General features: G+C 72.6%; 28 protein-coding genes. 9 read left to right on the plus strand and 19 right to left on the minus strand.

Going from position 1 to position 26,101, the window contains the following annotated elements; genetic code table 11:
* Positions 1-179: 179 nt before the first annotated feature.
* Positions 180-1,460, minus strand: coding sequence for an acetyl-CoA C-acetyltransferase (locus OG702_RS14660; RefSeq protein WP_327289320.1), 1,281 nt, complete (start codon positions 1,458-1,460; stop codon positions 180-182).
* Positions 1,461-1,542: 82 nt separating this feature from the next.
* Between OG702_RS14660 and OG702_RS14665 the strand changes: the two genes are divergently transcribed.
* Together OG702_RS14665 and OG702_RS14670 are read left to right on the plus strand one after the other, a co-directional pair.
* Positions 1,543-2,787 (plus strand): 3-oxoacyl-ACP reductase, encoded by a 1,245-nt coding sequence (locus OG702_RS14665; protein WP_327289321.1) that lies wholly within the window; start codon positions 1,543-1,545, stop codon positions 2,785-2,787.
* Between the two features lies 1 nt (position 2,788).
* Positions 2,789-3,610, plus strand: a complete 822-nt coding sequence (locus OG702_RS14670) for a MaoC family dehydratase (protein ID WP_327289322.1) — start codon at positions 2,789-2,791, stop codon at positions 3,608-3,610.
* Positions 3,611-3,657: 47 nt separating this feature from the next.
* Here OG702_RS14670 and OG702_RS14675 read toward each other — a convergent pair whose 3' ends face one another.
* Positions 3,658-4,110 (minus strand): MarR family winged helix-turn-helix transcriptional regulator, encoded by a 453-nt coding sequence (locus tag OG702_RS14675; RefSeq protein WP_327289323.1) that lies wholly within the window; start codon positions 4,108-4,110, stop codon positions 3,658-3,660.
* A gap of 49 nt (positions 4,111-4,159) precedes the next feature.
* Between OG702_RS14675 and OG702_RS14680 the strand changes: the two genes are divergently transcribed.
* Entirely contained in the window at positions 4,160-4,741 is a 582-nt protein-coding gene (locus OG702_RS14680; protein WP_327289324.1) for a TIGR03086 family metal-binding protein, read from the plus strand.
* Here the strand turns inward: OG702_RS14680 and OG702_RS14685 are convergent.
* The 6 genes from OG702_RS14685 to OG702_RS14710 all read right to left on the minus strand — a co-directional run bounded on the left by OG702_RS14685 (position 4,707) and on the right by OG702_RS14710 (position 9,117).
* Positions 4,707-5,345 (minus strand): TetR/AcrR family transcriptional regulator, encoded by a 639-nt coding sequence (locus OG702_RS14685; protein ID WP_327289325.1) that lies wholly within the window; start codon positions 5,343-5,345, stop codon positions 4,707-4,709. The two genes, OG702_RS14680 and OG702_RS14685, sit on opposite strands and share 35 nt — an antisense overlap.
* A complete protein-coding gene (locus tag OG702_RS14690) occupies positions 5,345-5,662 on the minus strand; it encodes a DUF4229 domain-containing protein (RefSeq protein WP_327289326.1) in 318 nt (105 codons plus the stop codon). Before OG702_RS14690 ends, OG702_RS14685 begins: the two co-directional genes overlap by 1 nt.
* 397 nt (positions 5,663-6,059) lie before the next feature.
* On the minus strand, positions 6,060-6,581 hold the full coding sequence (locus OG702_RS14695) for a GNAT family N-acetyltransferase (protein WP_327289327.1): 522 nt from the start codon (positions 6,579-6,581) through the stop codon (positions 6,060-6,062).
* 45 nt (positions 6,582-6,626) lie between these two features.
* A complete protein-coding gene (mqnE, locus tag OG702_RS14700; RefSeq protein ID WP_327289328.1) occupies positions 6,627-7,790 on the minus strand; it encodes an aminofutalosine synthase MqnE in 1,164 nt (387 codons plus the stop codon).
* 53 nt (positions 7,791-7,843) lie between these two features.
* Positions 7,844-8,299: an Lrp/AsnC family transcriptional regulator gene (locus tag OG702_RS14705; protein WP_251500241.1), complete on the minus strand. Its 456-nt coding sequence runs from the start codon at positions 8,297-8,299 to the stop codon at positions 7,844-7,846.
* A gap of 50 nt (positions 8,300-8,349) precedes the next feature.
* Positions 8,350-9,117 carry a UbiX family flavin prenyltransferase gene (locus OG702_RS14710; protein WP_327289329.1) on the minus strand — a complete coding sequence of 256 codons (768 nt, stop codon included), beginning with the start codon at positions 9,115-9,117 and terminating at the stop codon, positions 8,350-8,352.
* 152 nt (positions 9,118-9,269) lie between these two features.
* Here OG702_RS14710 and OG702_RS14715 point away from each other — a divergent pair, with 152 nt between their 5' ends.
* Both OG702_RS14715 and OG702_RS14720 read left to right on the plus strand, forming a co-directional pair.
* The gene (locus tag OG702_RS14715) at positions 9,270-9,866 is read left to right on the plus strand and encodes a rhomboid family intramembrane serine protease (protein ID WP_327293232.1); all 597 of its coding nucleotides are present in this window, start codon (positions 9,270-9,272) and stop codon (positions 9,864-9,866) included.
* Between the two features lie 229 nt (positions 9,867-10,095).
* Positions 10,096-11,319, plus strand: a complete 1,224-nt coding sequence (locus OG702_RS14720; RefSeq protein ID WP_327289330.1) for a hypothetical protein — start codon at positions 10,096-10,098, stop codon at positions 11,317-11,319.
* 86 nt (positions 11,320-11,405) lie between these two features.
* Here the strand turns inward: OG702_RS14720 and mqnP are convergent, their stop codons facing one another.
* From mqnP to hemL, 9 genes are all read right to left on the minus strand, one after another.
* Positions 11,406-12,329: a menaquinone biosynthesis prenyltransferase MqnP gene (mqnP, locus tag OG702_RS14725; RefSeq protein WP_327289331.1), complete on the minus strand. Its 924-nt coding sequence runs from the start codon at positions 12,327-12,329 to the stop codon at positions 11,406-11,408.
* Complete coding sequence (locus OG702_RS14730; RefSeq protein ID WP_327289332.1) at positions 12,326-13,777, minus strand: menaquinone biosynthesis decarboxylase; 1,452 nt, start codon at positions 13,775-13,777, stop codon at positions 12,326-12,328. Before OG702_RS14730 ends, mqnP begins: the two co-directional genes overlap by 4 nt.
* A gap of 34 nt (positions 13,778-13,811) precedes the next feature.
* On the minus strand, positions 13,812-14,924 hold the full coding sequence (gene ccsB / locus OG702_RS14735; RefSeq protein WP_327289333.1) for a c-type cytochrome biogenesis protein CcsB: 1,113 nt from the start codon (positions 14,922-14,924) through the stop codon (positions 13,812-13,814).
* Positions 14,921-16,639 carry a cytochrome c biogenesis protein ResB gene (gene resB / locus OG702_RS14740; protein WP_327289334.1) on the minus strand — a complete coding sequence of 573 codons (1,719 nt, stop codon included), beginning with the start codon at positions 16,637-16,639 and terminating at the stop codon, positions 14,921-14,923. The genes ccsB and resB overlap by 4 nt, the downstream gene beginning before the upstream one ends.
* Before the next feature lie 4 nt (positions 16,640-16,643).
* Entirely contained in the window at positions 16,644-17,420 is a 777-nt protein-coding gene (locus OG702_RS14745; protein ID WP_327289335.1) for a cytochrome c biogenesis CcdA family protein, read from the minus strand.
* 1 nt (position 17,421) lies between these two features.
* Entirely contained in the window at positions 17,422-18,033 is a 612-nt protein-coding gene (locus OG702_RS14750; protein WP_327289336.1) for a TlpA family protein disulfide reductase, read from the minus strand.
* A 126-nt stretch (positions 18,034-18,159) separates the two neighbouring features.
* Positions 18,160-19,440, minus strand: coding sequence for a hypothetical protein (locus OG702_RS14755; RefSeq protein ID WP_327289337.1), 1,281 nt, complete (start codon positions 19,438-19,440; stop codon positions 18,160-18,162).
* A gap of 204 nt (positions 19,441-19,644) precedes the next feature.
* Complete coding sequence (locus OG702_RS14760; RefSeq protein WP_327289339.1) at positions 19,645-20,304, minus strand: histidine phosphatase family protein; 660 nt, start codon at positions 20,302-20,304, stop codon at positions 19,645-19,647.
* The gene (gene hemL, locus OG702_RS14765) at positions 20,301-21,608 is read right to left on the minus strand and encodes a glutamate-1-semialdehyde 2,1-aminomutase (protein ID WP_327289340.1); all 1,308 of its coding nucleotides are present in this window, start codon (positions 21,606-21,608) and stop codon (positions 20,301-20,303) included. Before hemL ends, OG702_RS14760 begins: the two co-directional genes overlap by 4 nt.
* Positions 21,609-21,990: 382 nt before the next feature.
* Here hemL and OG702_RS14770 point away from each other — a divergent pair, with 382 nt between their 5' ends.
* Positions 21,991-22,419 (plus strand): hypothetical protein, encoded by a 429-nt coding sequence (locus tag OG702_RS14770; RefSeq protein WP_073501961.1) that lies wholly within the window; start codon positions 21,991-21,993, stop codon positions 22,417-22,419.
* A gap of 43 nt (positions 22,420-22,462) precedes the next feature.
* The gene (locus OG702_RS14775; protein ID WP_327289342.1) at positions 22,463-23,344 is read left to right on the plus strand and encodes a LysR family transcriptional regulator; all 882 of its coding nucleotides are present in this window, start codon (positions 22,463-22,465) and stop codon (positions 23,342-23,344) included.
* Here OG702_RS14775 and OG702_RS14780 read toward each other — a convergent pair.
* Both OG702_RS14780 and OG702_RS14785 read right to left on the minus strand, forming a co-directional pair.
* Positions 23,331-23,618, minus strand: coding sequence for a hypothetical protein (locus OG702_RS14780; protein ID WP_327289343.1), 288 nt, complete (start codon positions 23,616-23,618; stop codon positions 23,331-23,333). The two genes, OG702_RS14775 and OG702_RS14780, sit on opposite strands and share 14 nt — an antisense overlap.
* Positions 23,619-23,702: 84 nt before the next feature.
* Positions 23,703-24,269 (minus strand): dihydrofolate reductase family protein, encoded by a 567-nt coding sequence (locus OG702_RS14785; RefSeq protein ID WP_327289344.1) that lies wholly within the window; start codon positions 24,267-24,269, stop codon positions 23,703-23,705.
* Between the two features lie 206 nt (positions 24,270-24,475).
* On the opposite strand from OG702_RS14785, the gene OG702_RS14790 reads away from it, so the two are divergent.
* Both OG702_RS14790 and OG702_RS14795 read left to right on the plus strand, forming a co-directional pair.
* A complete protein-coding gene (locus OG702_RS14790; RefSeq protein WP_327289345.1) occupies positions 24,476-25,114 on the plus strand; it encodes a cyclodeaminase/cyclohydrolase family protein in 639 nt (212 codons plus the stop codon).
* 88 nt (positions 25,115-25,202) lie between these two features.
* Positions 25,203-26,069 carry a bifunctional 5,10-methylenetetrahydrofolate dehydrogenase/5,10-methenyltetrahydrofolate cyclohydrolase gene (locus tag OG702_RS14795; RefSeq protein WP_327289346.1) on the plus strand — a complete coding sequence of 289 codons (867 nt, stop codon included), beginning with the start codon at positions 25,203-25,205 and terminating at the stop codon, positions 26,067-26,069.
* Positions 26,070-26,101 lie beyond the last annotated feature (32 nt).

Consider the following 26,101-nt stretch of genomic DNA (forward strand, 5'->3'; position numbering starts at 1 on the left):
AGCTCAAGTCGGTAGACGGCGGGCTGCCCCGCCCGAGCACCCCTGCGCGTCGGGCGCGAGGAACCGCGTGCGCAACCACCCACCCGCCGGTGGTCCGGATACGACAGCAACAGCCCCTCCCGGCCGGTGGCGACCCGCGCCGCGGAGGGCGGATCCGGGAAACGCCGGCCGGCGGGAGGTCATGGGCGGGTGAGGATCGCCGTCACGCCCTGGCCGCCTGCCGCGCAGATGGAGATCAGGCCGCGTCCGGGGCGGCCCCGGGCGGCGAGGAGTTGGGCCAGGGTCGCCACGATCCTGGCTCCGGTGGCCGCGAAGGGGTGGCCCGTCGCCAGGGAGGAGCCGGTGACGTTGAGGCGGGCCCGGTCGACCGGGCCGAGGGGCGCGTCCAGGCCCAGGCGCTCGGCGCAGTACGCCTTGTCCTCCCACGCGGCCAGCGTGGCCAGCACCTGCGAGGCGAAGGCCTCGTGCACCTCGTAGAAGTCGAAGTCGCCGAGCCCGAGGCCCGCTCGGGCGAGCATGCGCGGCACGGCGTAGGCGGGCGCCATCAGCAACCCCTCCTCGCCGGACACGTAGTCCACCGCCGCGGTCTCGTACGCCGTCAGGAAGGCGAGCGGTTCGAGGCCGTGCTCGGCGGCCCACTCCTCCGAGGCGAGCAACACGACGGCCGCACCGTCGGTGAGCGGCGTGGAGTTGCCCGCCGTCATCGTGCCGTCGGGGCCGCCGTAGACCGGCCGGAGCCTGGCGAGCTTCTCGACGGTCGAGTCGGGCCGCAGGTTCTGGTCGCGGGTGAGCCCGCGGTAAGGCGTGACGAGCGGGTCGAAGAAGCCGCGCTCGTAGGCCGCGGCGAGCCGCTGGTGGCTGGCCGCGGCCAGTTCGTCCTGCTCCGGCCGGCCGATGCCCCAGCGCGCCGCGGTGAGGGCGGCGTGCTCGCCCATCGAGAGCCCGGTGCGGGGCTCGGCGTTGCGCGGGATGTCGGGCGCGAGGTGCCGCGGGCGTACCGCGGCCAACGCCCGGGCCCGTCCGCCCAGGGTCCTGGCCCGCCGGGCCGCGAGCAGCGCCCGGCGCAGCTCGTCGTTGACCCCGAGCGGCGCGTCGCTCGTGGTGTCGGTCCCGCCGGCGATCCCGGCGTCGATGACGCCGAGCGCGATCTTCGCGGCGACCGCGAAGACCGCCTGCAGGCCGGTGCCGCACGCCTGCTGGAGGTCGTGCGCGGGGGTGGCGGGGTCGAGCACGGACCCGAGCACGGTCTCCCGTGCGAGGTTGAAGTCCCGGCTGTGCTTGAGCACCGCGCCCGCGGCGAACTCGCCGACCCGCGCGCCGTCGAGCCCGGTGCGCGCGGCGAGTCCGTCGAGCGCGGCGGTGAGCATGTCCTGGTTGGACGCGGTGGCGTAGGGGCCGTCCGAACGCGCGAAGGGGATGCGGTTGCCGGCGATGACGGCGACCCGGCGGACGGTCTGCATGCGGTCTCCCGAACTTCCGATCTGCGTGACTCACCAGTAGCCTTACCGCCGGTAAACTTACTCCAGAGTAAGGAGAAGGCCAATGGCCGACCGCTATCTCCGCCTGACCGGCACGGCCCCCGGCCGTTTCGTCACCCGCCGCCTCGGCCTTCCGCAGCCCACCGCCCTGCGCCGCTGGTCGCGGCAGACCCCCGACCTGCCGGGACCGGTCCTGCGGCTGGCCGCGGGCGAGACGCCGGCAGCGGGGACGTACGGGGCCGTGGTGCTCGACGCGACCGCCGTCGCGGACCCGGCAGGGCTGCGGGACGTGCACGCGGCCCTGCACCCGCTGGCCCGCTCCCTCACCCCGTGCGGGCGGATCGTCGTCCTGGGCTCGCGGCCCGCCGACGGCGACCTGGCGACCGCCGCCGCCCAGCAGGCACTTGAGGGCTTCGTGCGCTCCCTCGGCAAGGAGATCGGCCGCGGCTGCACCGTCCAGCTGGTGCGGCTCGCACCGGGCGCGGCAGCCGGCTCCACCCTGGACTTCCTGCTCTCGCCGAGGTCCGCCTACGTCAGCGGCCAGGTCGTCGAGGTCGGCCCCGCCGAGGAGGTGCCGGCCGGCGGCAGCAGGACCGCGCTGGTCACCGGCGCCGCCCGCGGCATCGGCGCGGCCGTCGCGGAGACGCTGGTACGCGACGGCGCCCGGGTCGTCCTGCTCGACGTGCCGCAGGCCGCCGACGCGCTCACCGCGGCCGCCGCCCGGCTCGGCGGGACCGCGCTGCCGCTGGACATCACCGTGCCCGACGCGGGCGAGCGCGTCGCCGCCGCGCTGCCGGACGGCCTGGACGTCCTCGTCCACAACGCCGGCATCACCCGGGACCGCAGGCTCGCGAACATGCCCGCCGACCGCTGGGACGCGGTCATCGACGTCAACCTCGGCAGCGTGCTGCGGACCACGGGGCACCTGCTCACGTCCGGCACCCTCAACGAGCACGCCAGGATCGTCGGCACCGCCTCCATCGCGGGCATCGCCGGCAACGCGGGCCAGACCAACTACGCCGCCTCCAAGGCCGGGATCATCGGCTACGTGCGCGCGCTCGCCGCCGACCCTAAGGTCCGCGAGCGCGGCATCACCGCCAACGCCGTGGCCCCCGGCTTCATCGAGACCCGGATGACCGCGGCCGTGCCGCTGGTGATCCGCGAGGCGGGCCGCCGGATGAACTCGCTCGGGCAGGGCGGGCTGCCGGTCGACGTGGCCGAGACCGTCGCCTGGCTCGCGGCAGCGGCCTCCGGCGGGGTCAACGGGCAGGTCGTCAGGGTCTGCGGCCAGTCCCTGCTGGGCGCCTGACATGGCGCCGCTGCTGCTGACCCTGGGCCGGGGCGTCGTCACCGGCCTCGGCAAGCACCCCTCCCCCGCCGCCGAGCTGCCGCGGGCGGCCCTGACCCGGGCCGCGGTCGGCATCGACCCGGAGCGCGTCGCCGCCTACGCCCGCGTGTGCGGCTTCCCGCAGGCCGGGCCTGAACTCCCGCTCACCTACCCGCACATCCTCGGCTTCCCGCTCGCGGCCCGCCTCATGGCCGCCCGCGCCTTCCCGCTGCCGCTGCTCGGCCTGGTCCACACCTCGATCGCCATCCGCAGCCGGGGGCCGCTCGGCGTCGCCGACCGGCCCGACCTGGCCGTCCACCCGGCCGGGCTGCGCCCGCACCGGCGGGGCACCGAGGTCACGATGGTGACCGAGGCGCGGCTGGACGGCGAGCTGGTGTGGGAGGACCGCAGCACCTATCTGGCCAGGCACCGGGTCCCCGGGCCGCAGGAACCGCCCCCGGCCGCCCCCGAGGCGGCCGGACTGCCGCTGGTGGCGCGGTGGTCGCTGGGCGCGGGCCTCGGGCGGCGGCACGCCCGGGTGACCGGCGACTACAACCCGATCCACCTGCACCCGCTGACCGCGCGGCCGCTGGGCTTCCGCCGGGCCATCGTGCACGGCATGTGGACGGTCGCCCGGTGCGCGGCCGAGCACCCGGGCGCGACCGGCATCACGGCGGACTTCCGCCGGCCCGTGCTGCTGCCCGCGACCGTCGACTACGCCGCTGCGGGCGACCGCTTCGAGGTCCGCTCCGGCACCCACGTCCACGTCACCGGTACGGTCACGGGCCCGGGCCAGGGCCGCTGAGTGCGGGGCCGTCACGCAGGGCGGGACGGCCCCGGTCGCCGGACCGCTCACGGCTCCGGGTCGCCGACCGTCTCCGGCGGCAACTCGGCAAGCACCGCGAGCGCGTCGAGCAGGCCCGCCCGCTGGGACGGCGTCAGATGCCGGTCCAGCAGGCGGTTCTCGCGCTGCTGGATCGCGGCCTGCGCCGCGTCACGCACCCGGCGGCCCTCCGGGGTGAGCGCCAGCAGCCGCACCCGCCGGTCGGCCGGGTCGGGGGTGCGGCTGATCAGTCCCCGGTCGCCGAGGCCGGCAAGCACGTCGATGATCCGGGTCTTGTCGGCCCCGATCGCCTCGGCCAGCGCCGCCTGGCTGCGCAACGGGCGCTCGTCGAGCCGGAGCAGGACGGAGTACGCCCACATGGTCAGGCCGTGCTCGCGCAGCACCGGCAGCTCTGCCGCGGTCAGCGCGCGGCCGAGCGGGACGATCATCGCCGCGAGGTCCCTGCGGGGCGGGGCGGACATAGCAAGGTGCTCCCTTGACAGATGATGTGCGTGAGCACACGATAAGCACATGCCTACCGACCTGGAGCGGATCCGCGCACTGGACGCCAGGGCGGTCCGGCTGAGCGCCGGACTCGTCCGGCAGACGACCGTAGCCGATCTGCGGCGGGAGACGCCGTGCGCCGGATGGGACCTGGCGGACCTGCTCGCGCACATGACCGCACAGCACCGCGGCTTCGCCGCCGCCGCACGCGGGCACGGCGGGGACCTCGCGCTCTGGGCCGCCGCGCCGGCCGCCGACCCGGTCGGGGCCCACGAGGCCGCCGCCGGCGACGTACTCGCCGCCTTCGCGGAGGTGCGGGAGGAGGAGCGGCCGTTCGTCCTGCCCGAGTTCAGCGCGGTCCGGGACTTCGCCGCCGCCCGGGCGATCGGCTTCCACTTCCTGGACTACGTCGTCCACGCCTGGGACGTCGCGGCCGCCCTCGGCGTCCCCTTCACCCCGGAGGCCGACCTCCTGGACGCCGCGCTCCCGCTGGCGCTGGCCGTCCCGCCCGGCTCGGCGGCCTTCGCCCCGGAACTGCCCGCGCCGCCCGGCGGCGACACGCTCAGCCGCATCCTCACGAGGCTGGGGCGGCAGGCGGCGCCGGATTGACCGCCTCCGGCGGGAGCAGTGCGGCGAGGCCGGACCAGGCGAAGTTCATCAGCGTGGCCGCGAGGTCCTTGCCGGACAGGCCCGGCGAGGCGGACGAGGCCGCCCACCCGGCGAGGGATTCGGCCGCGCCGACCAGCGCGTGGGCGTATCCGGCCACGTCCTGCGAGCCGCAGGCGGCCGCGATCAGCCCGGCGACGTAGTCCACGATCTCCGAGCGCAGGCCGGCGACCTCCGCCGCGAAGGGCTCACCGACGGTACGGGCCTGGCTGTAGAGGATCGTCCACCCGTCGGGGTGGGCCGAGGTGTGCTCGAAGAAGCCGAGCAGGCCGCCCCACAACTGGCGCTCGGGCGTGGCCCCTTCCTCGACGGCGTCCCGCACGGCCTGGGTGAGGGCCGCCGCCTCGCGCCGGATGCAGGCGGTGAACAGGGCGTCCTTGGAGCTCAGGTAGAGGTACACCAGCGGCTTGCTGACCCCGGCCGCCTCGGCGATCTCGTCCATGGAGGCGGCCCGGTAGCCGCGCCGGGCGAAGGTGGCCACCGCCGCGTCGAGCATCTGCTGCTCGCGTTCCGCGCGCGGCACCCGCCTGCTGCCGGCAGCCGCCATCAGGCGGTACGCGGGGCGCTGTCCCTCGCGGCTTCGCCGCGCGCGGCGTCGTCGGCGGCGTCTTCCTGCTCGGCGTTGGCCGCCAGGTTCAGGCGGGTGCGCTCGACCCGCTGCGACACCTGCTGCGCGGCCTGCTCGCGCACGCCGCGCAGCAGGACCCAGCTCAGCGGTGCGGAGACGACGAGGGCCAGGAGTGCGACCCACAGGTAGTTCGAGTCACCGAGCCCGGCCGGCAGGACGTGCACGCGGACCAGGCCCCAGATGACACCGAAGCTGGCGACGATGAGGCCGAAGCGCAGGGCGGTGTATCGGAGCATGGTCCCAGTGAAGCACGGCCTCACTGGGACTCGACCCCCGCCCCCACACGGGGCGCCCCCCGGACGCGCGGGTCGCCACCGACCCGAGGGGGCAGCCCGGTCCGCCCCGGACCACGGCCCGCTGCCCGGCCAAGCCCGCCGTTCCTCTGCCGCAGCGGGCAAGCCATCAGGGGCGCGGGGAACTGCGCGACCAACCACCCACCGAGGCGCGGGTCGCCACCGACCCGAAGGGGCTGTTCGGTCCGACCCGGACCACCGGCCGGTGACCGGCTGAGCGCGCCGCTCCCCGCGCCCCGGGTGGGGCACCCCCTGCGCAGGGGAACCGCACGACCGCCGCGCCCCGCGGATGGGCACCCTCTGCCGCAGAGGGGACGTTGGACGTCCGGCCCTGAGGGAGTCAGAGGTGGAGGAGGAGGATCACGTCGTCGCGGTCGTCGCCCGGGGAGACCCGGATCGCCGCCGGGACGCGGCCGACCTCCTTGTAACCGCAGGCCGAGTAGAACGCGTCGGCGCCCGTGCCGCCGCGGCACGTGAGGCGGATCGCCTCGATCCCGGGGAAGCCGCGGGCGGCCTGCTCGACCGCGGCCATCAGCGTGCGGCCGTAACCGCGGCCCTGGGAGCCGGGATGGACCATCACCGTGTAGACCCACAGCCAGTGCCGCATGAGCCGGTGGTCGTTGTACGCCAGGAAGGCCGAGGCCGCGACGCGGCCGTCCTCGTCGCGGCCGACGATCAGCCGCCGCCGCCCCTCGGCCACCGCGGCGAGCGCCCGGTCGAGGTCGGGCCGGATGTCCTCGGGCGTGACGGGCGGCACGAAGCCGACCGCACCGCCCGCGTTCGACACGTCGGCCCACAGCGCGAGCACCTGCTCGCGCAACTCCTCGTCGACCAGCGGATCCAGCTCGCACGTAAGGGTCATGTGAGCAGGGTAATCATTACCGCGGCGCTGTCGCCGTGGTCCGGGTCACACCCGCATCGGCTGCGGCGACTCCCGCCGCGACCCGTCGGGGCCGGGGTACTCGCGGATGATCTCGTAGCGCGTGTTGCGCTCGACCGGGCGGAAGCCGGCGTCCCGGATGAGGTCCAGGATGTCGTCCCTGGTGAGCTTGTTCGGCGTGCCGTAGTCGTCCGCGTCGTGGGTGATCTTGTACTCCACGACCGAGCCGTCCATGTCGTCGGCGCCGTGGTTGAGGGCCAGTTGGGCGGTGGACAGCCCGTGCATGACCCAGAAGACCTTCACGTGCGGCACGTTGTCGAAGAGCAGCCGCGAGACCGCGAAGGTCTTGAGCGCTTCCGCGCCGGTGGCCATCGTGGTGCGGGCCTGCAGGGTGTTGCGGACCTTGCCGTCCTTCATGTCCACGAAGTCGTGCTGGTAGCGCAGCGGGATGAAGACCTGGAAGCCGCCGGTCTCGTCCTGCAGTTCGCGCAGCCGCAGCACGTGGTCGACGCGGTGCCTGGGCTCCTCGATGTGGCCGTAGAGCATGGTGCAGGGGGTCTTGAGGCCCTTGGAGTGCGCGAGCCGGTGGATCCGGGACCAGTCCTCCCAGTGGGTGCGGTGGTCCACGATGTGCTGGCGCACCTCCCAGTCGAAGATCTCCGCGCCGCCGCCGGTCAGCGACTCCAGGCCGGCGTCGATCAGCTCGTCGAGGATGTCGGAGGCGGACAGGCCGGAGATGGTCTCGAAGTGGTGGATCTCGGTGGCGGTGAACGCCTTGAGCGAGACGTCGGGCAGCGCTTCCTTGAGGGCCTTGAGCGAGCGCGGGTAGTAGCGCCACGGCAGCGTCGGGTGCAGGCCGTTGACGATGTGCAGCTCGGTGAGGCTGTCGGCCTCCATCGCCTTGGCCAGCCGCACGGCCTCCTCGATCCGCATGGTGTACGCGTCCTTCTCGCCCGGCTTGCGCTGGAAGGAGCAGTACGCGCACGAGGCGGTGCACACGTTCGTCATGTTCAGGTGGCGGTTGACGTTGAAGTGGACCACGTCGCCGTTCTTCTGGGTGCGCACGTGGTGCGCGAGTCCGCCCAGCCAGGCGAGGTCGTCGGACTCGTAGAGGGCGATGCCGTCCTCCCGGGTCAGCCGCTCGCCGGCGTGGACCTTCTCCTCCAGCTCCCGCTTGAGCCCCGCGTCCATGCGTTCCTCCTCCTGCCGGCTCCCGCCGGGTCATCGGTTTTCCGACAGTACGCTCAGGCTTCCTCGGGCAGCGCGCCGACCCGGTTCTCCCACTTCGTGGACAGCACGATCGTGGTACGGGTTCGGGCGACGCCCTTCGTGCCGGACAGCCGGCGGATGGTGTGTTCGAGGCCGTCGACGTCGCCGACCCTGACCTTGAGCATGTACGAGTCGTCGCCCGCGATGAACCAGCAGTCCTCGATCTCGTCCAGGTCGCGCAGCCGGCCCGCGACGTCCTCGTGGTCGGCGGCGTCGCTGAGCTGCAGCCCGACCAGGGCGGTCACGCCCAGGCCCAGCGCGGCGGGGGCGACCGTGGCGCGGTAGCCGGTGATCACGCCGGCCTGTTCGAGACGGTTGATGCGGTCGGTGACGCTGGGGCCCGACAGGCCCACCAGCCGGCCCAGCTCCGCGTAAGACGCCCGGCCGTTCTCGCGCAACGCCTGGATGAGCTGCCTGTCCACCGCGTCCATCAGAAGGGACCCTCCCGTTCGTGCCACGACTGCGCTGTCAGGACACGAATCTAAGGCATGAACGGCCCCGTGCCCTGCGCATCTGTTCGTCCCGGCTCGGTCGCACCCGCCACATGTGCCGCACCCGCCTCATGGGTCGCGGCGCCCAGCTCGCCCTGCCAGCGCCGGTACAGCTTGTGCGGCACACCCGCCACGTCCAGCACCCGGCCCGCGACGAAGTCCACCAGGTCCTGGATGTGCGCCGCGCCGGTGTAGAAAGCGGGCGAGGCGGGCAGGACGACGGCCCCGGCGTCGTCCAGCGCCACCAGGTGACGCAGCGTCTGGCCGCCGAGCGGGGTCTCGCGGACCGCGACCACCAGCGGCCGCCGCTCCTTGAGCGTGACGCTCGCCGCCCGCTGGAGCAGGTCCTTGGACAGCCCGAGCGCCACCCCGGCCACGCACGCTGTGCTGGCCGGCACGATCAGCATGCCCTTGGCGCGGTACGACCCCGAGGACGGTCCGGCGGCCAGGTCGCCGGCCGGCCAGTGGCGTACGCCCGACAGGTCCGCGGGCGGGTAGCGGTCCGGGGTGCCGTCGGCGCCGCGGGCCAGCAGCCGGGCCAGGTCCTCGCGCCAGTGCGCGTCGCGGAAGGCGGCGCCGGTCTCGTCGAGCACGGTCAGCCTGGCCGCCCGGCTGACCACCAGGTCGACCTGCTCCCCGGCGTGCAGCAGCGCCCGCAGCACGGCGGCGGCGTACGGCGTCCCCGAGGCCCCGGACACGCCGACCACCCAGGGATTGCGCGCGCGGCCCTGCGGGGTGCCGTCCGGGTTGTCGTCCACGCCGACGAGCGTAACCGGACCGGGGCGAAGCCGCCGAAGCGGGAACCGCACACGTGCGACGGGCGTTGTTCAGGGCGGAAGGCACTGGACTCAGGGGGGTTTCGGTGGCATACGGACAGACGGCGCAGCGGGCCGTGAAGCCGCGGGCGGGCATGGTCGGCACGCTGCTCACGCCGTTGCGGGGCGGCGGCCAGGCGGTCGCCGCGGCCGTGCTGATGGTGGGCTGGCTGGCCCTGTTGTGGATCATCGAGGGCATCAGCGCGCTGAGCGGCCAGCGGCTCGACACCTTCGGGATCACCCCGCGCAAGGGCAGCGAGCTGCTGGACATCGTGCCGGCCGCCTTCATGCACGTCGGCTTCGCCCATCTGATGTCGAACAGCCTGCCGCTGCTGGTGCTGGGCTTCATCGCCGCGCTGCGCGGCATCGGCCGCTATCTCGCGGTGGCGCTGACCATCGTGGTCATCAGCGGTCTGGGCGTCTGGCTGATCGCCCCCGCGCACACCACGACGCTGGGCGCGTCGGGTCTGATATTCGGCCTGTTCGGCTATCTGCTGAGCCGCGGCTTCGTGGACCGGCGGCCGCTGGACGTCGTCGTGGGCCTGATCGTCGGCGTGCTCTACGGCTCCATCCTGTGGGGCGTGCTGCCGACCGCCGACGGGGTGTCCTGGCAGGCGCATCTGTTCGGGCTGATCGGCGGCGTGGTCGCGGCGTTCCTCTTCCGGGAGCGCACGGTCGCGGTGTCCTCCTGAGCCCCGCCCGCTGACCGGCCCGCACCCCCCGCCTGGGCCGCGCCCCGCCCACCGCCGGTCGCCCGGCCGCCCGTTGCCGTGTTCCGGCAACGCGGGTCACCACAAGTCAGCCGGAAACCCCCGCGGGATCACAGGCTCTTCACAGCTACGCTTCTGCCAACCCCACACCGACACACCCATCGCCCTTCGCGACCCGGTCGCGACGTCAGAGGAGTTCGTCATCATCACCATGCGCAAGGGTCTCGCCGCCGCCGGAGTGGTCGCGCTGATAACCACCGGGGCGGCCGCGTGCGGCAGCGAGGAGCCGGGCACCCCGCAGGGCAAGGTCGACAACGCCTTCACCAAGCTGGGCGAGCAGAAGTCGGTGACCGTGGGGCTGGCCTTCGAGGGCACGCCCGCCCAGATCTACGCGGCGCTCAAGGACCAGGACGAATTCAAGCGCGCCGACGCGGACATGCTCGCCGGGCTGCACGTGTCCACCTCGTTCAGCTCGGACAAGCCGCTGGCCGAGGTCACCGGTGACGACAAGGTCGGCTCCTTCGACCTGGAGCTGGCCGGCGGCGCCAAGGCCGGCTCCGGCGGCAAGACGCTGCTCGGGGTGCGCTCGGTGGACAAGAAGGTCTACGTCCGGGTGGACGTCAAGGGCCTCGCCGGTCTTGACACCACCGGCGACGCGGGGCTGTCCGACCTCACCGCCATGCTCGGCTCCGTCGACAGGCTGCCGCCGTCCTTCGGCTCGGTCAAGACCCTCGCCAAGGGCGGCTGGGTGTCGATCGACCCCAAGGCCTTCGAGGGCTTCGGCAAGTCCCTGGGTGGCGGCCAGGGCTCCGCCGGGTCCGACGACGGCGCCGGCTCCGGGGACTCCCCGCTGAGCGGGCTCGGGCTGCCCTCCGGCCTGCCGTCGGCGCTGCCGACCGGCCTCGCGCACAAGACCTTCGCCCAACTGCTGGCCCCGCTGCAGAAGTCGCTGGCCAAGGACGGGGCGGTCACCGACCTGGGCTCGAAGGACGGCGCCGACCATCTCAAGGTCGCGGTGCCGGCCAGGGAGCTCGCCCAGGACCTCAAGGCCGGCCTCGGTTCGATGACCAAGGAGCTGCCCGGCGACCTGCGGCACAGCCTGGACAACGCGCCGAACAAGACGGTGGCGGTGGATCTCGCGGTCAAGGGCGGCAAGCTCGACCATGTCAGCGTCGACCTCGCGCAGTTCGACGACTCGATCCACGGCACGCTTCCGCTCGGCCTGTCCGTGCAGGGCGGCGCCGGCCCGGTCAAGGCGCCTTCCGGCGCCCAGCAGCTCAACCCGCAGGACCTGATGGGCCTGGTGATGTCGCAGCTGGGCGACCTGGGTGGCCTGGGCGGGAAGGCCGGCAAGCCCGGCGCGGGGACGTCAGGTGCGGCCGGCGCCCCCGACGCCCTCTTCCAGGGCCTGGACATGGACCTCAGCGGCCTGTGAGCCGGCGCCAGGGCTGAGCCAGGGCTGAGGGCGCCAGGGCTGAGCAGCCGCCGAGACCGCGCGGGCGTCCGCGCGGCCCCGGCGGCTCAGCTGCCGAGACCGCGGGTGAGCAGGTCGAGCAGCGCGAAGACGAAGAGCGTGATGCCGATGACGCCGTTGACGGTGAAGAAGGCCCGGTTGAGCCGGCCCAGGTCGTGCGGCCGGACGATGGAGTGCTCGTAGACGAAGGCGGCGGCGACCACCGCGAGGCCCGCCCACCAGAAGCCGCCCGCGTGGGTGGCCAGGCCGTACCAGACCAGCAGCGCCGTGGTGACGGCGTGGCAGACCCGGGCGCCGTACAGCGCGGCCGGGATGCCGAAGCGGGCCGGCACCGACTTCACACCGTGAGCGCGGTCGGCGGCCACGTCCTGGCAGCCGAAGATCAGGTCGAAGCCGCCGATCCACACGCCGACCGCGACCCCCAGGATCACCGCGTCCCACGACCAGGACCCGGTCACCGCCAGCCACGCCCCGATCGGGCCCATCGCCTGCGCGAGCCCGAGGATGGCGTGCGGGAAGTCGGTGAAGCGCTTGCCGTAGGGGTAGACCACCATCGGCACCACCGCGACCGGCGCGAGCGCCAGGCACAGCGGGTTGAGCAGCGCCGCCGCGCCCAGGAAGACCACCACGGCGATCAGCGCGCCGGTCCACGCGGACCGTACCGACAGGGCGCCGGTGACCAGCTCACGGGTCGCGGTGCGCGGGTTGCGGGCGTCGATCTCCCGGTCGATGATCCGGTTGCAGGCCATCGCGAAGGTGCGCAGGCCCACCATCGCCACGGTGATCAGCAGCAGTTCGCCCCAGTGCACCGAGCCGTCGTCGCGGAACATCGCGGTGAGGGCGGCGATGTAGGCGAAGGGCAGCGCGAAGACCGAGTGCTCGATCATCACCAGCCGCAGGAAGGCCTTGACCCGGCTGTCGGGGCCCGGCTGCCGGCCGAACAGGTCCGAAGTGGCGGATTCCGCGCTCACAGGCCGTACTCCCTCCATCGGCGGTCGACCTTCGCCGCCGTCTCCGGGTCGGAGAGGACCATCTCCGGCCAGCCCCCGTCCCGGGTGTAGCCCTCCTCGGGCAGTTTGCGGGTCGCGTCGATCCCCGCCTTGCCGCCCCAGAACTGCTGGTACGAGGCGTGGTCCAGGTGGTCGACGGGCCCTTCCACGACGGTCAGGTCGCGGGAGTAGTCGGTGTTGCCGAGCGCCCGCCAGGCGACCTCGTGCAGGTCGTGGACGTCGCAGTCGGCGTCCACGACCACGATCAGCTTGGTGAGCGACATCATGTGGGCGCCCCAGACCGCGTGCATGGTCTTCTGCGCGTGCTTGGGGTACTTCTTGTCGATCGAGACGATGGCGCAGTTGTGGAAGCCGCCGGCCTCGGGCAGGTGGTAGTCCACGATGTCCGGCACGATGATCTTGAGCAGCGGCAGGAAGAAGCGCTCGGTGGCCCGCCCCAGCGGCCCGTCCTCGGTCGGCGGCCGGCCCACCACGATCGACTGGAACACCGGCCGCTTGCGCATCGTCACGCACTCCACGGTCAGCGCGGGGAAGGGCTCCTGCGGGGTGTAGAAGCCGGTGTGGTCGCCGAACGGCCCCTCGGGCAGCATCTTGCCGGGCTCCAGCCAGCCCTCGACCACCACCTCGGCCTGCGCGGGCACCTGGAGCGGCACGGTCTTGCAGTCGACCAGCTCCACCCGCTTGCCCTGCACGAAGCCGGCGAAGAGGTACTCGTCGATGTCGCCGGGCAGCGGCGCGGTCGCCGCGTAGGTGACGGCGGGCGGGCAGCCGAAGGCGATGGCGACCGGCAGGCGTTCGCCGCGGCGCCGGGCGACCTGGTAGTGGTTGCGGCTGTCCTTGTGGATCTGCCAGTGCATGCCGATGGTGCGCCGGTCGTGCCGCTGCAGCCGGTACAGGCCGAGGTTCCGCACCCCGCTGTCGGGGTCCTTGGTGTGCGTCAGGCCCAGGTTGAAGAACGACCCGCCGTCCTGCGGCCAGGTGAAGAGCGCCGGGAGCGCGTCGAGGTCGACGTCGTCACCGGTGAGCACGACCTCCTGCACGGGCGCGTCCTTGACCTTCCTGGGCGGCACGTGCACCATCCCGGCCAGCTTCCCGAACGCCTCCCGCACACCGACGAAGCCGTGCGGCAGTTCGGGCTTGAGCAGCCCGGCGATCTTCTCGCCGATGTCGGTGTACGCCTCCAGGCCGAGCGACTTCAGCAGCCGCCGGTCGGTGCCGTAGACGTTCATCGCCAGCGGTGCGACGGAGCCCCGCACGTTCTCGAAGAGCAGTGCGGGGCCACCGGACTTGTTCACCCGGTCGGTGATCTCGCCGACCTCCAGGTACGGGTCGACCTCGGCGGTGATCCGCCGGAGGTCGCCCTCCTTCTCCAGCGCCCGGAGGAACGAGCGGAGATCGTCGTAAGCCATGGCGCCAGTCTCGCATCCCGGTCCGGCAGCTTCGTCAGACCCCGGCGTAGGAGTGCTTTCCGCTGACGAAGATGTTCACGCCGTAGTAGTTGAACAGGAAGCAGCCGAAGGCGATCAGCGCCAGATACGCCGCCTTGCGGCCCTTCCAGCCGGCCGTGGCACGGGCGTGCAGGTAGCAGGCGTAGGCCACCCAGGTGATGAACGCCCAGGTCTCCTTCGGGTCCCAGCCCCAGTAGCGGCCCCAGGCGGCCTGCGCCCAGATCGCGCCCGCGATGATGGTGAACGTCCACAGCGGGAAGACCAGGGCGTTCATCCGGTACGCGAACTTGTCCAGGCTCGCCGCCGACGGCAGCCGCCGCATGATGTCGCCCCAGCGCCCGTCGCTCGCCTTGCCCGCCGTCACCGCGACCTCGTAGTGGTCGCGGAAGAGGAAGAGCATCGTGCCGACCGCGGCCAGGTAGAAGATCGCGCCGGAGATGATCGCGCACGAGACGTGGATCCACAGCCAGTACGAGTGCAGCGCGGGCACCAGCTGCTCGCTGGAGGTGTAGAGCACCGACAGTGCCAGGCCCAGGTCGAGCAGCACCGAGGTGACCAGGAAGAGCCCGATCCAGCGGACGTCCTTCTTGAGCGCGAGCAGCAGCAGGTACGCGCCGACGGCGACCGCGCCGAAGGTGGTGGAGAACTCGTACATGTTGCCCCAGGGGGCGCGCTGCACGGAGGCCGCGCGGAAGGCGACGCCCGAGGCGTGCAGCACCCAGGCAAGCACCGTGAAGGACACCGCGATGCGGCCGTAGAGGTCGCCCTTCTCGTTGCCGCCCGCGGCGCCGGGGCCGTCCGCGATACCGCGGTCGCTGGCCGAGGCGCGGGTGACGACGGTGGGGCGCTCCAGGGTGACCGTGCTGCCGGCCGCGGTCTTGACGGTGACCTGCTGCGCCGCCTTCAGCTTCGCCGCCTCGGCCTCGGCCTCCTTGGCCTGCGCCTCGGCGATCAGGGCCGCGGACTGCACGGCGATCTTGCTGCGCCCGCCGAAGACCCACTCCGCCAGATGGCCGAGGAAGGCGAGGGCGTACACGAACATCGCCGAGCGGATCAGGTAGTTGCTGTAGTTCGCGAAGTTCTCGTTGACCGCGGCAGCGATGTTCACGCGCGCGCTCCTTCGTCGTCGTTCACGGCTGGGGTCTCGGCTCCGGGCTCGGTACCGGCTTCGTCATCGGCGGACGGTGGTGGGTCGCCGTCGGGCTTGACGGGTGCGTCGGGCAGCAGTTGCAGGGCCACGTCGCCGATCTCGTCGGCGATCCTCGCGGACTCGCTGCGGCCCAGGCCGCCCATCTCCACGACGGTCACCCCGTCCTCGGCGCGTGCCGCCCGCACCCAGATCCTGCGGCGCTGGATGAACAGCGAGCCCGCCAGGCCCAGGATCGCGCCGACCCCGCTGATCAGGGCGGCCTCGTTGCCGGACTGGTGGGAGACGGTGAAGCTGGCCCAGGTCTTGACGCCGTCGAAGGTCAGGCTGCCTGCGCCGTTCGGCAGCGTCATGGTGTCGCCGGGCTGCATCATCTTGGCGAACGGCTGGCCGTCGGTACCCGTGAACTGCTTCATGTGGGTGGTGTCGAGCTGGTACACGTTCTGCTGGCCGCCGGCGTCGATGCCGAGGTCGCCGTGGAAGGCGTTCAGGATGAGTGCCGGCTGTTGCAGGGTCGGGAAGGTCGAGTACCAGCCCCTGGTGGCGTCCACGGCGAAGGTCGGCGTGAAGATGCCGCGGAAGCCCAGCTGGTCGAGCTTGCCGTTCTTGTCCAGCGTCTCGGGGGCCTTGATGACGCCGATCGAGGTGAGCGCGGTGTCCTGCGGCAGGAACGGCACCACCGACTTCACGGTGTTGCCCTTGGCGTCCCTGATGGTGACGACCGGGGCGTAGCCGTGCGAGATCAGATAGACCTTCTCGCCGCCGATGCTCAGCGGGTGGTTGACCGAGATCTCGCCCTTGACGGGTTTGCCGTCGGTTCCGCTGTAGTAGTGGATGTTGGCCTTGAACTCCAGCGCGGTGCCCTTCTCGGGGCCGCTGGTGGCGTACTTCTGGTCGAAGCTGTCCAGGTCGAAGCCGAACGGTTGGAGATCGTCGGCGCCGTAAAGGGTGCCGCCGCTGAAGTCGTCGTACTGGGTGAGGTTGTTGACGAACCCGTCGCCCTCCACCACCAGCTTGCCGCCCTCGGCCTTCTCCAGCGAGGTCAGCGCGAACGCGATCAGCAGCCCGAACAGCGAGATGTGGAAGAGCAGGTTGCCGAACTCCCGCAGGTAGCCCTTCTCGCCGGCCACCGAGGTCGCGGTGACGTCGCTACGGAACCTGCGCCCGCGCAGCGCCTTGCGGGCCGCCTCGGTCACCTCCTCCGGGCTCGCCTCGGTGCGCCAGGTGCTGTACGCGGGCAGCCGGGTCAGGTTGCGCGGGGCGCCGGGCGGCCGGGAGCGCAGCTGGCCGACGAACTGCCAGCTGCGCGGCACGATGCAGCCGGCCAGCGAGATGAACAGCAGGATGTAGATGGCCGAGAACCACGGCGAGCTGTAGACGTGGAAGAGCCCGATCCGGTCGTATATCGGGCTGACCGTGGGGTGCTTGACCTTGAAGGCCTCGACCTTGAGCTGGTCGCTGTGCTGCGGGATCAGCGAGCCCGGGATCGCGGCGAGCGACAGCAGGAACAGCAGGATCAGCGCGACCCGCATCGAGGTGAGCTGCCGCCACATCCACCGCGTCCAGCCCAGCACCCCGAGCGCGGGGGCCTCCGCGAAGGTGTCGGCCGGGGCGGTGCTGAGCTGCGCTCCCGCCGCGCCGAGGTCTTCGCGCTCGGTTTTCTCCGTGATGCTCATGGGTTCAGACCCCTGGGGTGAAGCTGCTCGACCAGATCTGCATCTGGTAGGTGATGTGTGCCCACACTCCGGTGACCAGCAGGACGCCGACCGCCACGAGCATGCCCCCGCCGATCCTGATGACCCAGGCGTAGTGCCGCTTGACCCAGGCGAAGGCGCCCAGCGTACGGCGGAAAGCCATGGCCGCCACGATGAAGGGCACTCCGAGGCCCGCGCAGTAGAACGCCATAAGCACGGCGCCGCGGACGGCGCTGGCGTCGTCGAAGGCCAGGCTGTTGACCGCGCCCAGGGTGGGGCCGACGCAGGGCGCCCAGCCGAGCCCGAACAGCACCCCGAGCAGCGGCGCCCCGGCCAGCCCCATGGCGGGCCGGGTGTGGAAGCGGAACTCGCGCTGGGTGATGCCGCCGACCAAACCCATGAAGGCCAGGCCCAGCACGATGGTCAGCGCGCCGAAGACCCTCGTCAGGACCTCGCGGTGGACCTGGAGGGTCTGCCCGAAGTTGCCGAAAAGGGCGCCGCCGGAGACGAAGACGGCGCTGAAACCGAGCACGAAGAGCGAGGCGCCCGCCAGCATCCTGCCCCGCCTGGCCTCGGCCAGGTCGGTACCGGTCACCCCGGTGACGTACGACAGGTAGCCGGGCACCAGCGGCAGCACGCAGGGCGAGAAGAACGAGATCAGGCCGGCGAACATCGCGATCGGGATCGCGGCCAGCAGCGCCCCGGTGAGCACCGTCTGGCTCGGGTCGACCGCCAGGGCGGTCAGCGCGTCGTTGCCGCCCACGTCACTTCTCCGCGGCGATCGGGTCGATCAGCTCGTTCAGGTCGTCCTCGCCCAGCGGCTTGAGCGCCCGGGCCGCGAGCCGGCCCTGCCGGTCGACGACCAGCGTGGCGGGCAGGCTCTGCGGGTTGAGGCTGCCCTTGGGGAAGTGCAGGATCTGCTTGCCGTACGGGTCGAAGAGGTTGGGGTAGGTGATCCCGTACCGCTTCGCGAAGGCGGCGGCGTTGGAGACGGTCAGGTCGCGGGTGTTGATGCCGAGGAACTGCACGCCCTTGGCCTGGTCCGCGGCGGAGACCTTCGCCAGGTGGGGGGCCTCGGCGCGGCAGGGGCCGCACCACGAACCCCAGATGTTGATGACGACGACCTTGCCCTTGTACGCCGCCAGGCTGTCCTGTCCGCCGGTGATCGTCTTCCCCGACAGCTCGGGAGCCTGCTTGCGGTCGGCGGCCTTGATGACGTTGATCGCGCCGCTGCCGCTGACGAAGTTGGAACTGCCCGAGTCCGAGCCGGTCGAGGACGACGAGCAGGCGGCGAGCGTCAGCGCCACGACGGCGGCTCCGACCAGCGCGACAGCACTGCGGAACGGGCGGCGTCGTGGGGCGCGCGTAGGACTCATGTGAAAAGTTTCGCATGAGCCTTCCGGCGATCTTCCACACCCCCGACACCGGCACCAAAAGCGGCAATCGCCCCAAGTAAGGACCAGATGATGGCGGCCCGGCCGCGCGCGGCCGGGCCGCCGGGGTCAGGCGACGGCCGCCGACGAGGGCGTGGTGGCGGCCGGCACCGGGGCGGGCAGGGTCATGAAGTCCTTCCACCCCTGCGACGGCGCCTGGCCGACCTCCAGCCCCCGCAGCCGGTCGAGCACCGCCGGATCCTGCGCGTCCAGCCAGTCCACGAACTGCCGGAACGACACCATCCGCACGTCGTCGTGCCCGGCCGCGGCGATGTACTTGAACGCGTCCTCGACCGCGTCCATGTAGATCCCGCCGTTCCACTGCTCGAAGTGGTTGCCGATGTAGAAGGGCGCCCGGTTGGTCTGGTACGCCCGCTCGAACCCGGCGATGTACGACGCCGTGGCCTGCTCGCGCCAGTACGGGTAGTTGCGCGGGTCGCTGCTGGTCGCCGCGTGCGACTGGTTGGCCAGCATGTTGTAGTCCATGGACAGCACCTCGAAGGTGTGGCCGGGGAAGGGGATGAGCTGCAGCGGCAGATCCCACACGCCCTGCTTCTTCGACGGCCAGATCTGGTTGCCGCCCGGCGAGCTGGCGTCGTAGCGGAAGCCGAGCGCGGCGGCGGTCGGCAGCCACTGGTCCTGGCCGAGCAGGCACGGGGTGCGGCCGCCGATCAGCTCCTTCTCGTAGTCGAAGGGCAGCGGGTCCTCCCCGTGCCAGCCGGTCTGCGTCTTCCAGGTGGTCACGAAGGACTTCGCCTGGTCGATCTCGCTCTTCCAGTCCGCCGGGGTCCAGCGGCCCACGCTGCCGGCGCCGGCACAGAAGTGGCCGTTGAAGTGGGTGCCGATCTCGTGGCCCTCCTGCCAGGCCTGCCGGACGTTGTCCAGCGTCATCCGCAGGTGGTCGTCGGCGAGGTAGCCGATGTCGGAGGCGCCGAGCGGGCTGTTGGGCGGGGCGTACTCCAGCTTCTTGTCCTCGGGCAGCAGGTAGAGCCCGCTCAGGAAGAAGGTCATGGACACGCCGTGGTCGGCGGCGAGCTTGCGGAAGCGGGGGAAGAGGCCGTTGCCGACCTCGCCGGCGCCGTCCCAGGAGAAGATCACGAACTGCGGGGGGGTCTGGCCCGGCTCCAGCCGGTGCACGGCGGGCTGGTTCGGCTGCTCCCCGGTGTGCGCGGTCGAGCCGTCGCCGATCAGGGTCACCGTCTTGGCCGGGGCGTGCGCCCCGCTGGCCCCCGACGGCTGGCCCGTCCGGTCCGCGCCACTCTTCTTCCCGGCCCCGCACCCCGCGACGGCCAGGCCGGCCGCCGCCCCCGCGGTTGTCGTCAGCAGACTCCTTCGGCTCATCCCACTCATGCGTGATCCCCGTCTCTCGGCGTGCATGCCGTGCGGCTGAGGCGGGCGGAAGCGTGGACGCCCACCATGACGTCCACACGTTCCTCACGATTACTCCTATTTTGGTCAAATCATCTCATTGACCCCCAGATGGCCCCCCGCAATCCCCCCTTCGCGCGGCGCGCCGCCCCCCCGGCCCCCGCCGGCAGGGAACCCTCGCCGGGGCTAGGCCACGGGCTTGGGGGTAGCGCCGCGGAGGTGGAGGGGGACGAGGGCGATCGCGGGCTCGGCGTAGCCGACGGAGACGATCTCGTCACCGCGATACGTGAAGCTCGTCACGCTGGCCAGCGTGCACTGGCGCCGACGCGGGTCGTGCCAGAGCCGCCGCCGCTCCGCGTACGACCGCACCACCCAGATCGGCAACTGGTGGCTGACGCACACCGCCTCGTGCCCCCTTGCGGCGTCCCGCGCGGCGGCCAGCGCCGCGGTCATCCGCACGACCTGGTCGACGTACGGCTCCCCCCAGCTCGGCCGGAACGGGTTCGTGAGGTACTTCCAGTTGGCCGGCTTGCGCAGCGCCCCGTCGCCGACCCCGAAGGTCTTGCCCGCGAAGACGTTGGCGGCCTCGATCAGGCGGGGGTCCTCGGCGACGTCGAGGCCGTGCGCCTCGGCGATCGGCGCCGCCGTCTCCTGCGCGCGCTCCAGGGGCGAGGCGACGACGTACGTCACGTCCCGCTCCGCGAGGTGTTCCGCGACCCGCTCGGCCATCTTCCGGCCCAGCTCGGACAGGTGGAAGCCGGGCGCCCTGCCGTAGAGGATCCCGTCGGGGTTGTGGACCTCGCCGTGCCGCACCACGTGCACCACGGTCAGTTCGTCACTGCTCATGCCTGGGCCTCCGCTGCGGCACGTGCGGCGGCGGGCAGCGCGGCGGCGATACGCTCCACGGCCCGCTCGTCGTGCGCGGTCGACACGAACCAGGACTCGAAGGCGGACGGGGGCACGTACACGCCCTGCGCCAGCATCGAGTGGAAGAACGGGGTGAAGCGGTACGCCTCCTGCCGCTTCGCCGCCTCGAAGTCACGGACCTCCTCGTCCGTGAAGAAGACGGAGAACATACTGCCTGCCGTCTGCAGCCGGTGCGCGACCCCCTCCTTGCCGAGCGCCGCCGTCACCAGCCCCTGGATCTCCGCGGAGACCGCGTCCACCGTCCGGTAGGCCGCGTCGTCCAGCAGCCGCAGCTGCGCGAGACCGGCCGCGGTCGCCACCGGGTTACCGGACAGCGTGCCCGCCTGGTAGACCGGGCCGACCGGCGCGAGCTGCGCCATGACGTCGGCCCGCCCGCCGAACGCGGCCGCGGGGAAGCCGCCGCCCATCACCTTGCCGAAGGTCATCAGGTCGGGGCGCACACCGTCGAGCCCGTACCAGCCGGCCTTGCTGACCCGGAAGCCGGTCATCACCTCGTCCGAGACGTAGAGGGCGCCGTCGGCCGCGCACAGCTCCTTGAGCCCGGCGTTGAAGCCGTCCCGGGGCGGCACGACGCCCATGTTGCCGGGCGAGGCCTCCGTGATGACGCAGGCGATCTCCTCGGGGTGCGCGGCGAAGGCGGCGCGTACCGCGTCGAGGTCGTTGTAGGGCAGCACGATCGTCTCGCCGGTCTGCGCGCCCGTCACCCCGGGGGTGTCGGGCAACCCGAACGTGGCGAGCCCGGAACCGGCGGCGGCCAGCAGCGCGTCCACGTGACCGTGGTAACACCCCGCGAACTTGACGACCTTGGCCCGGCCGGTGAAGCCGCGGGCCAGCCGGATCGCGCTCATCGTCGCCTCGGTGCCGGACGACACCAGCCGTACCTGGTCCAGCGGTTCGACCCTGGCCACCATCTCCTCGGCCAGCGTGACCTCGCCCTCGCTGGGCGTGCCGAAGGACGTACCATGTGTCACCGCCGCCTGGACGGCGGCGATCACCTCGGGATGCGCGTGGCCGAGGATCATCGGTCCCCACGAGCAGACCAGGTCCACATACTCACGGCCGTCGGCGTCGGTCAGGTACGGACCGGTACCGGACACCATGAAGCGGGGTGTACCACCCACGGCACGGAAGGCCCGCACCGGAGAGTTCACGCCTCCTGGGGTCACGGCCGCCGCGCGGTCGAACAGTTCCTGGGACACTGGTGCTTCGTAGGGATAGCTCACAGACACATGCTCTCAAACCCCGGGCGTTGCGCCACAACGTCTCAACCGTGCATCTGAGACGATGATCGGGTTGCATGGTTGGGGCGGCAGATGGTCGGGTAGTGGAATGCAGCAGACGGGTGGCGGCGGTCCGGACGAGGGACCGGGAGAACACGTACCCGATCCCGACGGCGCCCGCCCCACCGGCAAGCGCCGCCGCACCCCGCAGGACTCGCAGAACTCGCAGCATCGACCCACCGCAGAGCCGAGCAGTCCGGAAGCACGCGATCAAGAACACCACGAGCAACAGCAACACCGAGAACAACGCGATCACCGCGGACAGCGCGACACGAACGAACGCCGAACGACCGCAGAGGGCAGGAGCAGGGGTGGCCGAGTGGGGGTGACCTACAAGTACTTCGGGGCGCCCGACGGCGCCACCGCGGCCCGCGTCCCGATCTCGATGCGCCCGGAGGAACTCGGCGGCGACGAACTCGGCCAGGGCCTGTACACCAAGGTCAAGCCGGAGACGATGGCCGCGATGGTCCTCACCGGCATCGAGGGCATACCCCCGGCCAAGGTCCCGCCGCTCGAACTGGTCGTCCTGCACCCGGACTACGCCGTCGTCCGGCTGCCCGCCTCCGTCGTGGAGCCGCTGCGCAACGCCAACGAGGAATCCCTCGGCGCCGCCGCCTTCATCTGGTCGACCGTCCCCGACCGCCGCGGCCCGCGCGACGCGTTCGTCATCTACCGCATGCTGCACGAGTGGCAGGACTTCGCCCGCCGCTGCCAGGAGTCGGGCCACCAGCTGTACTGCCTGGTCTGGCCGTAGGACCCGCGCCGGACGGCGGCCGGCACTGGGTAGCCTCGCGGTCATGGACCTCAGGCAGCTCGAATACTTCGTCGCGGTCGCCGAGGAGCGGAACTTCACCCGGGCCGCGGAGCGGGTGCACATCAGCCAGTCCGGCGTCAGCTCGCAGATCCGGCAGCTCGAAAGGGAGTTGGGGGCCGAGCTGTTCGACCGCTCGGGCCGGGTGGCGCGGCTGACGGTGGCGGGGAAGGCCGCGCTGGAACACGCCAGGGCCGCGCTGGCCGCCGCCGGGGCGGTGGCGCAGGCCGTCGGCGAGGTCACCGACGTCATCCGCGGCCGGCTGGTCGTCGGCATGGTCGTCGGATGCACGCTCACCCCGCTGTTCGACGCGCTGGCCGGCTTCCACCAGGCGCACCCCGGCGTGCAGCTCGCCCTGGTCGAGGACACCTCGGAGCGGCTGGTCGAGGGGGTACGGGACGGCACCGTGGACCTGGCGCTGATCGGCAGCGCCGGCAGCACGCCCGACGGCCTCGACGCCCTGACCGTGATCAGCGAGCCGCTGGCCGCCGCCGTGCCGCCCGGCCATCCGCTGGCCGGACAGGGCGGGGTCGCGATGCGGGACGTGGCAGCGTATCCGCTGATCTGCATGCCGCAGGGCACCGGGCTGCGCGGGGTCCTGGACCAGGCGTGCGCGGAGCAGCGGCTCGCCCCGGTCATCGCGCTCCAGGCCAGCGCCCCCGACGCGATCGCCGACCTCGCGGCGCGCGGGCTCGGGGTCGCCGTGCTGAGCGAGTCGATGGCGGCGCGCTACACCGACCGGCTCACCGCCCGCACGGTCGCGGACGTCGACACCCCCGCGGTGCTCGCGCTGGTATGGCGGGGCACGCACGCACCGGCCCTGCGCGAGCTGCTGGCCGGCTGCCGGCGGGCCTTCAGCCGGCCGTAACGCCCGCCTCGTCCCCGGCCGTGCCGCCGACCGTGCGGCCTGGCGCGTCGCCGTCGTCGTGCCAGGCGAGCGCCTTGAGCTGCATGCGGGCGGCCGGCGCGCTGTTGGGCACCGTCGCCCAGTACGGATGCGCGGTGACCTGGACCGACAGCCGCACCAGACGTCGGCGCAGCACGGTGGTCTGGGTGCCGGCGGCGCCGGCGAGTTGGCGATACGTGGCGTACCAGTCGCGCTGCGCCTGGACGAGGTCGGCGGGGAAGGTGTGGTGGTGCATGTTCCGGATTCTCGCACACGTTCGAACGCTTGTACGAGACCCGGGGCGGTCCTGACCCCCGCGTGTCGCGCCGTACCGGTCACGTCACCCGCGCGCGCGGGCGTATCTCAGCAGCACGACGCCGTTCCCGAACGGGCGCGTCTCGATCAGCCGCAGTTTCGCCCGGTCCGCGGCGCCCGGGAAGAGCCGTTTGCCGGCGCCGAGCAGCACCGGGTGCACGTAGATCAGATACTCGTCGATCAGGTCGTGCTCGGCGAAGACGGCGGCCAGGTCCGCGCCGCCCAGGGCGAGATCGCCGCCCGACCCGGCCTTGAGCGCCTCGACCTCGGCGGGCACGACCTCGCGGACGATCGTGGAGTTCCAGTCCGCGCGCTCCAGCGTCCGGGAGTAGACGATCTTGGGCATCTCCCGCCAGATACGGGCGAATTCCTTGATCGGCTCCGGACTCGACGGGTCCTCGTCCGCGGTCGGCCAGTAATCGGCCATGAGCTCGTAGGTGACACGGCCGTCGAGAAACGCGCCCATGGTGCCGAGGTGGGCGTTGAAGTAGTTGTGCAGTTCCTCGCTCACCTGATGCCAGTCGATGTCGCGGTTCGGCCCCTCCATGAAACCGTCGAGCGATACCGACATCATCAATACGATCTTTCGCATCGCGGTGCTGCTCCTTTGCTCAGGGCTGCTCGGTACTTCTCCGTACTTGCCGGTGTTTCTCGGCGCTTCTCCGTGTTTCTCCGTGCCGTGCGTCCGCCGCCATCCGAATTGTGCCGTGGGGGTCCGACAATCGCCCGTCACCAGCGCTTTCGGCGCGCGCGATAGGCTCGGACGCACGAGGACGGCAGCACGAGAGGGCGGCCCGGGTGCACGAGCAGGCGCAGATCCAGGACGAGACGGTCGGCAGCTACCTGGACCGGCTCGCCGCCCGGTTGCCGGCCCCCGGCGGCGGCGCGGCGGCAGCGCTGCACGCGGCCCAGGGTGCCGCCCTGCTGGGCATGGTCGCCCGCTACACCACCGGCGGGAAGTACCAGCCCCAGGCCGAGGCGATCGCGCGGATCACCGGGCAGAGCGACGAACTGCGGGCGGCCGCACTGGACTTGGCCGCCGCCGACGCGGCGGCCTTCACCGCCGTCACCGACGCCTACGCGCTGCCGCGCGAGGGTGACGAGCAGAAGGCGGCCAGGTCGGCGGCCATCGCCCTGGCGCTGGCGGGGGCCGCCCGGCCGCCCGCCGACGTCATCGGCGTGGCCCGGCGGATCATCGCGCTCGCCGAGGAGCTGCTGCCGATCGGCAACCCGAACGTCGTCACCGACGTGGCCGCCGCCGCGGAGGCCGCCCGCGCGGCCGCCACCACCGCCCGGGTGAACGTCGAGATCAATCTGGGCGGCATCAAGGACCCGGCCGCCCGCGCCGAACTGTCGGCGTCCACCGGGGACGTGGACGTGCTCGCCGCCCGCGCCGGCGCGGTGACCGAGGCGGTCCGCGCGACCCTGGCCCGATGACACCCGCCGCGGACCCCGATCGGGCCCGCGGCCGGTCCGTACCGCAAGCCGCCCGGCCGCGCCGGGGCGTATCCGAGGAGCCGTCGCCATGACCGACACCACCCCCCTCACCGGCGCGGCACGCGCCGCCGCGCTGGGCGACGAGGCGCAGGGGATCGCCGAGCGGCTGGAGCAGGAGCACGGCGTGCGGCCGCGCCTGGTGGTCGTGGTGGCCACCGAGGACGAGAGCACCGCCTGGTACGTACGGTCGATCACCCGGGCCGCCGCCAGGGCCGGCATCGCCTGCGACACCGTACGGCTGCCCTCGGACGCCGAAGCGGCCGCCATCCGCACGCGGCTGGCCGGGCTGAGCGCCGACCCGGGCGTGCACGGGGTGATCCTGCAGACGCCGCTGCCGCCCGGCACGTCCGCCGCGGACCTGGCCGGGGCCATCGCGCCGGAGAAGGACGTGGACGGCGCGAACCCGCTGAGCCTGGGCCGGCTGGCCGCGGGCCTGCCGGCTTTCGCGCCAGCCACCGCCGAGGCCGTGGTCGCCCTGCTGGACGCGCACGGCATCGGCATCGCGGGCCGCGGCGTCGCCGTCGTCGGCCGCTCCACCGTCGTCGGCAAGCCCCTCGCGCACCTGCTGCTCGACCGGGACGCGACGGTCACCGTCTGCCACTCACGGACGGCCGACCTGGCCGCCGTGACCCGTACCGCGGACATCGTGGTCGCCGCGGCGGGCCGCGCCGGACTGATCACCGCCGCCCATCTCGCCCCGGGCGCGGTCGTCGTGGACGTCGGCACCAACCCGACCGAGGACGGCGGCCTCACCGGCGACGTGGACGCCGAGTCGGTGGCGGGCGTGGCCGCCGCCCTGTCCCCGGTGCCGGGCGGCATCGGCCCGGTCACCACCGCGCTGCTCCTCCAGCACACCGCGCTTGCGGCGCAGCGGGCGGTCGGCGCGCACCCGTGACATCGGTCATGGACGAAGACGGACGGACGGCT

Source organism: Streptomyces sp. NBC_01198 (assembly GCF_036010485.1).
GTDB lineage: Bacteria > Actinomycetota > Actinomycetes > Streptomycetales > Streptomycetaceae > Actinacidiphila.